The organism is Paraclostridium dentum (assembly GCF_048568265.1).
GTDB lineage: Bacteria > Bacillota > Clostridia > Peptostreptococcales > Peptostreptococcaceae > Paraclostridium > Paraclostridium dentum.
In genome coordinates this window covers 2,575,133-2,588,130 of the sequence record NZ_CP183813.1, presented here as the reverse complement: position 1 = coordinate 2,588,130, position 12,998 = coordinate 2,575,133, and the positions used below count along the sequence as shown (strand labels likewise).

Sequence of the window (12,998 nt, the reverse complement as noted above, 5' to 3'; positions counted from 1 at the left end):
ACTTACGAATGTAAGTGCTTTTTTCTAGTTTGTTTTTTGGTACATAACATCATTAAACATAAAGTCATGTAAAATAGGTAGGCATTTATCTTCGTCATAACGCCAAACCCATCCGGCATTTCCATAAATTCCACCATTACTATATTCTTCCATAGGGAATTCTAATGTCTTAATATTTAATCCGCCCATAGCTAAAACTGAACTTCCAAGCGATAAAATAGTAGTTGGTTTCATATTTGTTTTTATATAAGGTAGTATAGTATCAACTAATTCTGGATATTTAGTTACTGGTAAGTTTTTAACTCCTTCAAACATACCTTCCATAAGAGCTCTTTGACGTCTATCTCTTTCTAATGCACTATCATTTTTTCTAATACGACCATAAGCTAGTGCTTGATATCCATTTAGTTTTTGATTACCAGAATGCTCTATTAACTTAAGGTCACCTTTGTTAGAGTTTTTATCAAAATTATAGCATTCAGGTATAAATTTATTTAATTCATTAATTTCACTATCTTTAACATCAACGACAACTCCACCTAAAGTATCGATGATATCCATAAATGAGAAGAAGTTAACTATAGCGTAGTTTTGAATATCTAGCTTAAAGTTAGACTCTATTGTTTCTACTAATAAATTAATTCCTCCATAAGCGTAAGCATGTGTTAGTTTTTGTTCACCATGCCCAGGAATATTAACATATGTATCCCTAGCTAAAGATGTTAACTTTACGCTTTTATGTTTGTTATCTATAGTAAGAATCATCATAGAATCTGATCTAGAAGCCTCCTCTAATGTTCTTCCATCAGTACCAACTAATAAAATGTTAGTTATTCCTTTTTCTGCTTTGTAATCAGTTTTAGTAAGTGTTTTTGTATCTGAAGAACTGTCATACATACTATTTAATTTAAAGTATATATAACCAAATGCACCTGCTGGTATTAATACAACCAGAAGCAAAAGTGCAATAACGAATTTTTTTAAATTCGACAAAATAATCCCTTCTTTCTAACTATTTTTAGCATACACCTAATTATATTAAACTATGAACATATATTCAATACACTAAATATTACAAAATATGTAACAATATTGACATAATTTATATATGAATGACAAATTTCACAATGACTTATTTTAAGCATTATACTACACTATTTTGAAACTTTGAAATATTTATATTATGTTAAACGATAAGCATAATTTTAGTACCGAAATATCAGAAAAATATAACACAATTTAGGAAATAAGCATACATAATAATATACTTAAAAGACAGGAGGCTATTTTGATGCTAAAAATAGATAAATCATATATAGATGAGGAGTACGAGAATTTAAACTGCATAATAGAATATCCTGTAATAACAAATTTAAATAATAATTCATTCATAGAATATATAAATAAGAAAATATACGATGATATATTAATTTTTAAGGAAGTTTCAGAAGAAGAATATATGTATTCTAGCGATAATACAATTATTCTTGTAGCTTTTAAAGTACATCTTAATAAAAATAATATAATTAGTATATCTATAATATTTTCGGAACTATACAATTCTAACAAAATAATAAATTATATAAATACTTATAATTTTGATCTTAAAAGAAAGAGAGAATTATTAATAGAAGATATTTTCAATAAAGCAGATCTTATAGATAAGAATATAGACCAAAAATTTTATATAACAAAGGACTACGTATCTATAGTATTTTCTTCATATGAAAATAAAGATACATTCGATATAGATGAAATTAAAATTAATTTTAAAGATAATGAAAGTGACATATCAAATTACATTAAAAGTTATATAATGGAGTGAAAATATGAGATTTCTAAATGAATATGATAGAGAGTCAGCAGTTGATTATGCTAGAACGTGGGCTTTATACAGAAATCCTAAATATAAAGACTATGACCCATGGGGAGGGGACTGTACTAATTATATATCTCAGTGCATACATGCAGGTGACATACCACTTGATCATGAAGGGAAAGATATAATGCATAAATGGTATTGGTATAGTGATTTTAGTAGAACTCCAACTTGGACGTCTGCAGATGCATTTGGTAGATATGTTTTAAATAACAATCAATACAAAACAGAAAATTACGGTATATATGCAGTGCTAGCAGATTATGATGAGTTAGAAAAAGGAGATTTAGTTCAATTAATATATAAAGGTAGTGCATATCATACAATGATAATAAGTGAAGTAATATTAGATGATAGAAATTACTTATTAGATTACTTAATATGTCAGCATACAGATGATTTGATAGATTTTCCTTTAAGTGAAAAAGAAGGAGAGAGAAGATATATAAAGATATTAGGGTATTATAAATAAGGAAAAGGGATGTATTAAAATAAATATGCATCCCTCTTTAACTACATATGAGAAATTATTAATTGTAAATTACCTATTAGTTTAAATTCTCCAAAGTTATTAGGTAATATAAAGTTATCGCCTTTATTTAAACTATATTCATTTGAATTTGATACTAGTTTTCCGTCACCATCTATTACACTATATAATTCAAATGACTTATCTTGAATTGAACTATACTCGGTGAAAACATCTAATTTATGAACACTAAAAAACTCATTGCTTACAAATGTTGTAAGTTTAAAGTTATCGTTTTCAAGAATGTTGTAGTCAGGTTTATTTTCAACATGAGGTACTGTAGTAACAGCTATAGATTTATCTACATGAAGTTCTCTTTTATTCCCATTAGAGTCAACTCTATCATAATCATAAACTCTGTAAGTAGTATCAGAATTTTGTTGAGTTTCCAAAACTAAAGTTCCCTTGCATAAAGCATGTATTGTTCCGCTAGGAACATAGAAAAAGTCTCCTTTGTTAACCTTAACCCTTTTAAGTAAGTCACTCCATTTGTTATTTGAAATCATATATTCTAACTCTTCTTTAGATTTAGCATTGTGTCCAAAAATCATTTCAGCATCATCATCGCAATCTATTATGTACCAGCATTCAGTTTTACCCAATTCTCCGTTTTCGTTTTTCTTAGCATACTCATTATCAGGATGAACTTGAACTGATAAATTATCATTAGCATCTAAGATTTTTGTAAGTAGTGGAAATTTATCTCCGGGCATATTTCCAAATAGTTCTTTGTGATTAGACCATAAGTTAGATAAAGTCATCCCCTTAAACTTTCCATTTGTAATCTCGCAATCTCCATTTTCATGAGAACTTATAGCCCAACACTCACCTGTATTTTCAGATGGAATTTCATAGTTAAACTTATCTCTTAATGCAGTTCCTCCCCATATTCTGTACATAAACAATGGTTTTAAAAATAACGGTTCCATGAATACCCTCCTAAAATTAAAATAATATATCTAAAGTGATTATATAATATATTTAATAAAAAAAACAACAAGACTTAGATGTCCTTAAACTACTAATAGCTAACTAACAGAATAAATCAGATAGATCAATTGTTATTTCTGAATAGTATTTAAAATTACTTTTTCAATCTCATCAGCGTTTGGAGTAGCTATAAAATATACATAGTTGCCTATTGTCTTTAATATTGAATTTGAGACACTTTCCATATTATCTTCTCCACCATATCCGTCAGCAAATAGTTTTAGTGAATTATTTTTATATTTTTCTAAAGCTTTAATTACAACTTCAGGATTATCAGTTTTAATAACTATGACATCTCTTAATTTAACATTTATCATAGCACTTAACATAAAGCCTTCGTTAATATCATTTTTTACAGAACTAAGAGCATGGAATTCTGAAGCGGGAATATAATTTAAAGGATCTACGTCTAAAAGATTATTTTTTAATATAGCATCTTTAATTTCACTTACAGGTACATCTTTAATATCTGATTTAGAAGAGCAACCTACAAGTAAAAAAGTAAAAAGTAAAAAAACTAAAAACAAATTTTTCCTCATATAATACCTCCGAATAAAAATATATTTATAGTTTACTATAAATATAATAAATAATGGAGTTATTTTATTGAAAATTTTAAAAATTTTAATAAAATATTTTAAATTGTGTAAAATTTCTATATGTGTCAATAATTCACATCAAGAGGTGATTAAAATGAGAATTCCAAAACATGTAGGAATAATACCAGATGGAAATAGAAGGTGGGCTGAATCTAATGGCCTTACTAAAGACAAAGGGTATGATAATGGACTAGACCCAGGACTTGAAGCATACAGGGTATGCAGAGATATAGGCGTAGATGAAGTTACATTTTATGGATTTACTACGGATAATACAAAGAGACCTGCACCCCAGACCAAAGCTTTTACTGATGCGTGTGTAAATGCAGCTAAGATGTTAGTAGACGAAGGAGCATCTTTACTGGTTATAGGAAATACGAGTTCGCCGATGTTCCCAAAGGAACTAATTCCATATACTAGTCGTACAGAGGCTAAGGATGGGCAAATAAAAGCTAATTTGTTAGTTAACTATGGGTGGCATTGGGACCTAAATACATTATCTAAGGCTAAAGGAAATAATAAAAACAATATACATGAATACATACAGTCTTTTGACGTATCTAGATTAGATTTAATAATAAGATGGGGTGGAAGAAGAAGGCTAAGTGGTTTTTTACCTGTACAATCTATATATGCAGATTTTTATGTTTTAGATGATTACTGGCCAGATTTTAAACACAACCATATACATGAAGCAATAAATTGGTATAGCAAACAAGATATTACTTTAGGCGGATAAAGTTAGTCATATTGAAAATATAATCGAAAAATGCTAAAATTAACCTGAATTATAGAGTAGAAGGGTGGATGTATGGCAAAGAAGAAAAAAACTGTTAAGAGAAAAAGAATAAAAAAATCAAGACTATTAATTTTAGTATTTTTATTATTAGCAATTATATTTTCAATAATGTTTGGGTTAAAGATGTTAACAGGGTCAACGAGTGAAGATAAAACAAAAACTGATTCTAAAAGCAATGAGACTAAAGCTCAAGACAATACTGAAATTGAACATCTTAGCTTAGATGAAGACAAATCAAAAGGGAAAATTAAGATATTGATAGATCCTGGACATGGAGGAAATGATGCAGGAGCTAAGGGAGTAGATGGCAGCTTAGAAAAAAATATATCTTTAGAAATTGCAAAAAAAGTAGCAGGCGATTTATCTCAATATGAAGATTTAGAAGTTATTCTAACTAGGACAGAAGATACATATGTATCTTTAGAAGAAAGAAGTAAAATGGCTAATGAGCAAGGGGTAAATATGGTTGTTTCAATACACTTAAATTCAGAAAGTGGAGGAAGATCCGCGTTTGGAACAGAGACATATTATCAGTCAAATAATATTGATGGATCAGAAAAATTAGCTAAATCTATACAAGATACAATATGCTTATATTTAGATACTAAAAATAGAGGTATTTATCCTTCTAACTTAGAAATTTTAAGAGAGACAGAAATGCCATCAGTTTTAGTTGAGGCTGGATTTATAAGTAATAAGGAAGAAGAAAAAAAGCTTAGTGACTCAAGTTACCAAAATCAAATGGCAGAGGGTATAGCTCAAGGAATACTAAGATACATAGACTCTAAACATAAATAAAAAGAAGTATATAATATATACTTCTTTTTATTTATGTTTAATTATATATTAATTAATTCAAACTTTGATATAATGGTAGCTAGAAAGTGTATTTTCTAGGGGGAAGTTATATGGAGATTCTAAATTGTAATAACTACTATTTATCTGATTTATATGAAAATAGTTTAAGTGAAAATGAAAAAAAAGCTTTGGGGATTTATTATACTCCTAAATATGTAATAGATTATATTGTTAATAAAATTTTGACAGAACATGATTTTAACAAGAATCCATCTCCTAAAATATTGGACATGTCTTGTGGGTGTGGAAATTTTTTACTAGAGGTATATGATGTTTTGTATAAAAAGTTTGAAGTTATAAAAAATGATCTTAATATTGAAAATATACATGAACATATAATTAAAAATTGTATATATGGTATAGATATAGATCAAAATGCAGTAAATGTTTTGAAATATTCTTTGAGGAATAAAGAGGTAGATTCATCTACTGTTAAATTTAATATATACTGTTTTGATAGTTTGATGTATGAAGGAATAGATGATACTTTGAAAGAAACATTCTGGGGTGAGAAGTTTGACTATATAATAGGAAATCCTCCTTATATAGGACATAAAAATTTGACTATGAAATATAAAAAGCAATTAATAAAAAATTATGGTGACGTATATAAGGATAAAGCAGACATTTATTTTTGTTTTTATAAACGTATAATTGACTTACTTAAAAAAAATGGAGTTGCAAGTATAATAACTCCAAGATATTTTTTGGAAAGCACAAGTGGAGAAAATTTAAGAAACTATATCATTAATAATGTTAAAATTAAAGAAATTATAGATTTTAATGGATTTAATGTATTTAAAAATGCAAATGTAGCAAGTTGTATATTTACCATGGAAAAGTCAAAATATATAGATTCGAGTTTTGATTTTTATAGGATTACCAACTATAATATTAAATTGAAATTTATAGATGATATCAAATCAACTCTAAAGTTTAGTGACTATTTTACTAAAATACATATGAATCAAAGTGATATGAGTGAAAAGTGGATTATAGATAAAAAGGAAAATGTAAATTTATATAACGTTATAGAAAAGAGCTGTAAATATAAACTAAAAGATATATGTATAAGTTTTCAGGGAATTATAACTGGATGTGATAAAGCATTTGTTATAAAAAATAATGAAATACAATGTAATAATATAGAAAAAGATATAGTGAAAAATTGGATTAAAAATAAAAATATTAAGAAATATTATATAGAAAAAAGTGACTTAAAACTTATATATAGTGATGATATAAATGATATAAATAATTATATACAATCTATAAAATACATACAAAATTATAAAAATAAATTGCAAAATAGAAGAGAATGTAAGAAAAATACTCGCAAATGGTATCAATTACAATGGGGTAGAGATAAATCAATGTTTGAAAGAAAAAAGATAATGTACCCATATAAGTCAAATGAAAATAAATTTGCTATTGATGAAAATGATAGTTTTTGCAGTGCTGATGTATATTCATTTTGTATAAAAAAAGAGTATGAAGAAGAATTTTCATATGAATATTTATTAGGATTATTAAATTCAAAGATATATGATAATTATTTTAAGGTATTTGCAAAAAAGATGGGTAAAAATTTATATGATTATTATCCGAACAAAGTTATGGAAATAAGTATTTTTAAAGATGAAAATTACTTAGAAATAGAAAATTTATCAAAACAAATTATAAAAAATATTAAATTTGATAATAAAGTAAATGAAGAGATAAATTATTTACAACAAGAAATAGAAGAGCTAATAAAAAAATCATTGAATCTAAATTCACTAAATTAAGAATATATACATATATTCATAGTAAATGTATTTTACAGGGGGGAAATTATGATATATACTCAGGTTTTAGGTGAAAATAGTAAAGTGTATATAAAAGTTAATGGATATTTAAATAGCAATGAAATAAAAACGTTTGTAAATGATTATAAAGATAAAATAAAGGGAATAAAAACATCTAAGTATAATTTAATAATAGATGTAGATCCATTTGATGCAGATAATTTTTCTGATATTAAAAATGTTTGTATGATGTTTTATAAAACTGGTTATAAAAAGATATATTTAATAGACCCTAATAACTATATAATGTCAAATATAAAGCTAAATCCCATAGAGAAAAAGATGTTCTTAAAAGTAGTGAAAATAGTAAATAGTGATTTAGATGTGAAATAGTAAAAATAGTAAATTTTGCATATTTAATTTAGTGAAATGCTAAAAATACAAGCTTCTATGTTATTTTTAGAATCTAACATAAAATTAAAATTGAATAAATATTATAAAAAAATATAATTTTTACTTGAAATAGGGAGAAACTTGTAATATATTTGTTTTTAGGAAGATATATCTTTATAACTTATATAAGGTGATATTTATGAAAGGATTAGTACTTGAAGGTGGAGGCACAAAGGGTGCTTACCAGTTAGGTGCATATAAGGCGTTAAGAGAGTTAGGGATAGAATTTAAAGGTGTTGCAGGAACTTCTATAGGAGCCTTGAATGGAGCGTATATAGTCCAAAATAACCTAGAGGTACTAGAAGAGATATGGACTAAGTATGACTACACTCATTTTATGGATGTGGATGAGGAAACATATCACAATATAAAAAATGTTGACTTTACTCCTAAAAATATAAATAGAGTGATATCTCTTATAAATAAAGCTAGAAAAAATAAAGGAATAGATATAAGTCCATTTAGAAGTTTATTAGAAAAGACCATAGATGAAGATATTATAAGAAATTCCAATAAAGATTTTGGGTTAGTAACAGTTGTATGGGATGGAAAAATAATTCCAAGTCCTATGTTCTTAGAAAATATTGAAAAAGGAAAATTGCTAGACTATCTAATTGCAAGTGCTAGCTTGCCTATATTTAAACTAGATAAATTAGACGATAAATTATTTTTAGATGGTTTATTTCATAATAATATACCTGTAAGTTTATTGAGAGAAAAAGGATATGAAGATATTGTTGTTATAAGACTAGTTGATGATTTATTTGGAAAGATAAATTTAAATCACCATCAAGATGTGAACATGAAGATAATTGTACCGTCAGAATCTCTAGGAGGGTGTCTAAACTTAGATCCAGACAATGTAAGTAAAAACATTAAGCTAGGGTATTTTGATGCTATGAAAACCTTTGACAGATATGATGGTCTAAGATATTATTTCAACAAGGAATATAAATATGATGATGATTATTGTTTTTACAAGTTAAGCAACTTGAGCAAAGAAACTATAGAATCATTAACAAAGGCATTGAACATAAAAAGAGATATAAGTAAAAGAACACTTTTAGAAAACATAATTCCAAAATTAGGAGAGTGTTTAAATTTACCAAAAGACTTCTCGTATAAAGATTTATTTTATTGCATATATGAGAAAAAGCTTGAGGAAAATAATATAAATAGAACAAACTTATATGATTTTAATAAGGTAGTAGAAGTAGTAAATACTAATATGAATTCTAATGTGAATTGGGAATCTAGTTTTGAAACTAGACCTATAATTACAATTCATAGGAATAGGTTTACTAAACTTTTAACAAATATAATAATAAATGATATAAAGGCATAAATTAATATTGCAAATATTTATATCAGAATATAACAAATGAAATCTATGGAGGTATTACAATGGAAAAAATAGTAACTATCAAAAATGCAAGTGGATTACATGCTAGACCAGCAGGAATGTTTGTAAAGAAAGCATCTGAGTTCAAATCAACAGTAGAGATAAAGGCAAAAGATAAAGTTGTAAATGCTAAATCAATAATGGGAATAATGAGTTTAGGATTAGCTCAAGGAGATGAAGTTGTTGTAGTTGCTAATGGAGAAGATCAAGAATCAGCAGTTAACGCATTAGTTGAGTTAATAGAAAGCGGATTTGGTGAATAATAAAAAATAAAAAGCCTCGGTGAAAACCGAGGTTTGTTGAATATATATAATGTATACACAAGACAATGGGAGGACGCATATATGTATAAAGGAACAGGAGCATCACCAGGAGTAGCTTTAGGAAAAGCTTTGGTTATAGAACATAGCGAACTTAATATAGAGAAAAAAAACATAGAAAATGTTGAGACTGAAGTTGAAAAGTTACAAGCTGCAGTAGAAGAGTCAAAAAAAGAGTTAGAGCAAGTAAAAGAAAGAGCTAAAGTTGAATTAGGGGAACATGAAGCTGAAATATTTGAAGCTCACCTATTAGTTTTACAAGATCCAGAATTAATAGATCAGACTATAGCTAAAATAAGAGATGAAAAGGTAAATGCTGACTTTGCGTTAAACGAAGTTAAAGAAATGTTTGTAAGTATATTTGAGTCAATGGACAATGAATATATGAGAGAAAGAGCAGCGGATATCAAGGATGTTACAAATAGAGTTTTAAGACATATATTAGGGATAAAAGTTGTAGATTTATCAGCTTTATCTGAAGAAGTTATATTAATAGCTCATGACTTAACTCCATCAGATACTGCAACAATGAATAAAAAAATGGTTTTAGGATTCTTAACTAATATAGGTGGTAGAACTTCTCATACTGCTATAATGGCTAGAACATTAGAGATAGCTGCAGTAGTAGGCTTAAGTGATGTAACTGAAAAAGTTAAGGATGGAGATTTTATAGTATTCAATGGTGAAACAGGACAAGTTATAGTTAATCCAGATGAAAAAGTTATAAATGAGTATAGAGATTTAAAGGCTAAGTTCGATGAAGAAAAAGAAGCGTTAAAACAATTGATAGGAAAGACTTCTATAACTCTTGACGGTAGACATGTAGAGCTTGCAGGGAATATCGGAAGCCCTAATGATTTAGAAGGATTAATAAAAAATGATGCAGAAGGTGTAGGACTATATAGAACTGAGTTCTTATACATGGATAAGGAAGATGATTTCCCAAGTGAAGAAGAACAATATGAAGCATATAAAGCAGTTCTTGAAGGTATGAATGGAAAACCTATAGTAATAAGAACATTAGATATAGGTGGGGATAAAGAATTAAAATATTTCAAAATGGACGAAGAAATGAATCCATTTTTAGGATATAGAGCTATAAGATTATGTCTAGATAGAACAGATATATTTAAAACTCAATTAAGAGCTTTATATAGAGCTAGTGTACATGGAAAATTAAGAATAATGTTCCCTATGATATCTTCTTTAGAAGAACTATTAAAATCTAAAGAGATAATAAAAGAAGTTTTAGCTGAAATGGATGCTGAAGGAATGGAATATTCTAAAGATGTAGAAGTTGGAATGATGATAGAAATACCATCTGCAGCAGTAATATCAGATATATTAGCTAAACATGTAGATTTCTTCTCTATAGGAACTAATGACTTAATACAATACACTTGTGCAGTAGATAGAATGAACCAAAAAATAAGCTATTTATACAATCAATTTAATCCAGCTGTATTAAGACTTATAAAAATGGTAATAGATAATGCTCATAAAGAAGGTAAATGGGTAGGAATGTGTGGAGAAGCTGCAGGAGATCAAAGAATGATACCTATTCTTTTAGGAATGGGACTTGATGAGTTCTCTATGTCTCCAATATCTATACTTCCAGCTAGAAAGTTCATAACTTCTGTTAAATATGAAGATATGAAAAAATTTGCTAATGAAGTATTAACTATGGGAACAGCAGAAGAGATAAAAGCTTACGTAGATAAAACTTTCAATATGTAATATCTTAAATAAAAAAGGCTACTATAAATATAGTAGCTTTTTTATTTTGAAGAAAAATTCTGAAAAAATAAAGTTTTTTGAAAATAAATTAAAAAACATAAAATGGAATAAAAAATAAAGTTAATTGGAGTAAAAACAATATAAAAAAATAAGAAAATAACAAATTATATATTTAATTAAATTATAAAAAATGATTTGGCAAGAAATTTTAGTTGACATAAATCATATATTGAAATAGAATTACTTTAAACAATTTCAAATCTTTTAAAAAGACGTTGAAAGGAAGAGTATATATAGGAAGTAGTCAAGAGCGAGTTGGTTATGGTGTGAGTCCAACACGAAGCCTATATTGAAGAACATCCTGGAGTTGCTAACCGAAATTTTAAAGAGTAGGCTTAGACGGAACCAAACCGTTATCAAGTTGGAACGCACTAAGATTTGTCTTGCTGCGTTATTTGAGAGAACTTGATAATATATTCAGGTTAATCAGGGTGGCACCGCGGAAATATAAACTTTCGTCCCTATATTTATATAGAGATGAGAGTTTTTTTTATGCAATAAATAGTGATGGCCACACTATAAGTTAAAAATGTATGACGTCATACTCTCTAAAATAAAAAATATAAAGGAGAGTATTAATATGAGTTTAATAATACCAAAAGGATATGAATCAAAATTAGAAGTGATTCAAACACAACAAGCTATAAAAGATTTAAAAGATTTTTTTGAAAGTAGACTAGGAGAAACATTAAAACTTACAAGAGTATCATCACCATTATTTGTTCTACCGGAGACAGGAACAAACGATAACTTAAATGGAACTGAAAAAGCTGTAAGTTTTGAAGTTCCAGATATAAAGAAAAATGCAGAAATAGTTCACTCTTTAGCTAAATGGAAGAGAATGGCTTTGAAAAAATATGGATTTTCAATAGGAAGAGGATTATATACAGATATGAATGCTATTAGAAAAGATGAAGAATTAGATAACATTCATTCAATATATGTTGACCAATGGGATTGGGAATTAATAATAGATAAAAAAGAAAGAAACATAGGTACTTTAAAAGGTATTGTAAAAAATATTTATTCAGTTTTTAAAGAAACTGAAGAACATGTAAGTAGTATATATCCAGAAATACAAAAAACTTTACCTGAAGAGATTACATTTATAACATCTCAAGAACTTTTAGATATGTATCCGAGTTTAACGCCAAAAGAAAGAGAAGATAAAATTGTAAAAGAAAAAGGCGCTGTGTTTTTAATGCAAATAGGTAAAGTATTATCTACAGGAGACAAACATGATGGAAGAAGTCCAGATTATGACGATTGGGAATTAAATGGAGATATATTATTTTATAACCCAGTATTAGATAATGCGATAGAACTTTCATCTATGGGTATAAGAGTAGACGAAAAAAGCTTAGAAAAGCAATTAAAGTTATCTAAGTGTGAAGATAGAAAAGAATTAGAATATCATAAGTCTTTATTAAAAGGAGAATTGCCATACACTATAGGTGGAGGAATTGGTCAATCTAGAATTTGTATGTATTTTCTAAATAAAGCCCATATAGGTGAAGTTCAAGTAGGTATATGGCCGAAAGATATGATAAAAAAATGTGAGCAATCTGGTATTAACTTATTGTAA

The 12,998-nt window shown here is 27.3% G+C and carries 13 protein-coding genes and 1 other annotated feature; of the genes, 10 read left to right on the top strand and 3 right to left on the bottom strand.

The window, feature by feature from the left end; translation table 11 throughout:
* Positions 1 to 24 precede the first annotated feature (24 nt).
* The gene (locus ACN6I1_RS12040) at positions 25 to 993 is read right to left on the bottom strand and encodes an LCP family protein (protein ID WP_216561964.1); all 969 of its coding nucleotides are present in this window, start codon (positions 991 to 993) and stop codon (positions 25 to 27) included.
* A 298-nt stretch (positions 994 to 1,291) separates the two neighbouring features.
* Here ACN6I1_RS12040 and ACN6I1_RS12035 point away from each other — a divergent pair, with 298 nt between their 5' ends.
* Both ACN6I1_RS12035 and ACN6I1_RS12030 read left to right on the top strand, forming a co-directional pair.
* Positions 1,292 to 1,825 (top strand): hypothetical protein, encoded by a 534-nt coding sequence (locus tag ACN6I1_RS12035; RefSeq protein ID WP_419742065.1) that lies wholly within the window; start codon positions 1,292 to 1,294, stop codon positions 1,823 to 1,825.
* 4 nt (positions 1,826 to 1,829) lie between these two features.
* Entirely contained in the window at positions 1,830 to 2,351 is a 522-nt protein-coding gene (locus ACN6I1_RS12030; RefSeq protein ID WP_419742064.1) for an amidase domain-containing protein, read from the top strand.
* A 41-nt stretch (positions 2,352 to 2,392) separates the two neighbouring features.
* Here ACN6I1_RS12030 and manA read toward each other — a convergent pair whose 3' ends face one another.
* Positions 2,393 to 3,337 carry a mannose-6-phosphate isomerase, class I gene (manA, locus tag ACN6I1_RS12025; RefSeq protein ID WP_419742063.1) on the bottom strand — a complete coding sequence of 315 codons (945 nt, stop codon included), beginning with the start codon at positions 3,335 to 3,337 and terminating at the stop codon, positions 2,393 to 2,395.
* Positions 3,338 to 3,469: 132 nt separating this feature from the next.
* Positions 3,470 to 3,937, bottom strand: coding sequence for a DUF4358 domain-containing protein (locus ACN6I1_RS12020; RefSeq protein WP_419742062.1), 468 nt, complete (start codon positions 3,935 to 3,937; stop codon positions 3,470 to 3,472).
* A gap of 154 nt (positions 3,938 to 4,091) precedes the next feature.
* Between ACN6I1_RS12020 and uppS the strand changes: the two genes are divergently transcribed.
* The 8 genes from uppS (at position 4,092) to asnA (ending at position 12,998) form a co-directional block, all read left to right on the top strand.
* Positions 4,092 to 4,736 (top strand): polyprenyl diphosphate synthase, encoded by a 645-nt coding sequence (gene uppS / locus ACN6I1_RS12015; protein WP_419742061.1) that lies wholly within the window; start codon positions 4,092 to 4,094, stop codon positions 4,734 to 4,736.
* Positions 4,737 to 4,808: 72 nt separating this feature from the next.
* Positions 4,809 to 5,594 carry an N-acetylmuramoyl-L-alanine amidase family protein gene (locus ACN6I1_RS12010; RefSeq protein ID WP_220797571.1) on the top strand — a complete coding sequence of 262 codons (786 nt, stop codon included), beginning with the start codon at positions 4,809 to 4,811 and terminating at the stop codon, positions 5,592 to 5,594.
* A 110-nt stretch (positions 5,595 to 5,704) separates the two neighbouring features.
* On the top strand, positions 5,705 to 7,441 hold the full coding sequence (locus tag ACN6I1_RS12005; protein ID WP_419742060.1) for an Eco57I restriction-modification methylase domain-containing protein: 1,737 nt from the start codon (positions 5,705 to 5,707) through the stop codon (positions 7,439 to 7,441).
* A gap of 48 nt (positions 7,442 to 7,489) precedes the next feature.
* On the top strand, positions 7,490 to 7,834 hold the full coding sequence (locus ACN6I1_RS12000; RefSeq protein ID WP_021430017.1) for a hypothetical protein: 345 nt from the start codon (positions 7,490 to 7,492) through the stop codon (positions 7,832 to 7,834).
* Positions 7,835 to 8,033: 199 nt separating this feature from the next.
* Entirely contained in the window at positions 8,034 to 9,239 is a 1,206-nt protein-coding gene (locus ACN6I1_RS11995) for a patatin-like phospholipase family protein (RefSeq protein ID WP_025162726.1), read from the top strand.
* Between the two features lie 59 nt (positions 9,240 to 9,298).
* The gene (locus ACN6I1_RS11990) at positions 9,299 to 9,559 is read left to right on the top strand and encodes an HPr family phosphocarrier protein (RefSeq protein WP_021429993.1); all 261 of its coding nucleotides are present in this window, start codon (positions 9,299 to 9,301) and stop codon (positions 9,557 to 9,559) included.
* 81 nt (positions 9,560 to 9,640) lie between these two features.
* Positions 9,641 to 11,353, top strand: a complete 1,713-nt coding sequence (gene ptsP, locus ACN6I1_RS11985; protein ID WP_419742059.1) for a phosphoenolpyruvate--protein phosphotransferase — start codon at positions 9,641 to 9,643, stop codon at positions 11,351 to 11,353.
* A 266-nt stretch (positions 11,354 to 11,619) separates the two neighbouring features.
* Positions 11,620 to 11,879, top strand: a binding site (T-box leader).
* A 114-nt stretch (positions 11,880 to 11,993) separates the two neighbouring features.
* Positions 11,994 to 12,998, top strand: coding sequence for an aspartate--ammonia ligase (gene asnA / locus ACN6I1_RS11980; RefSeq protein WP_419742058.1), 1,005 nt, complete (start codon positions 11,994 to 11,996; stop codon positions 12,996 to 12,998).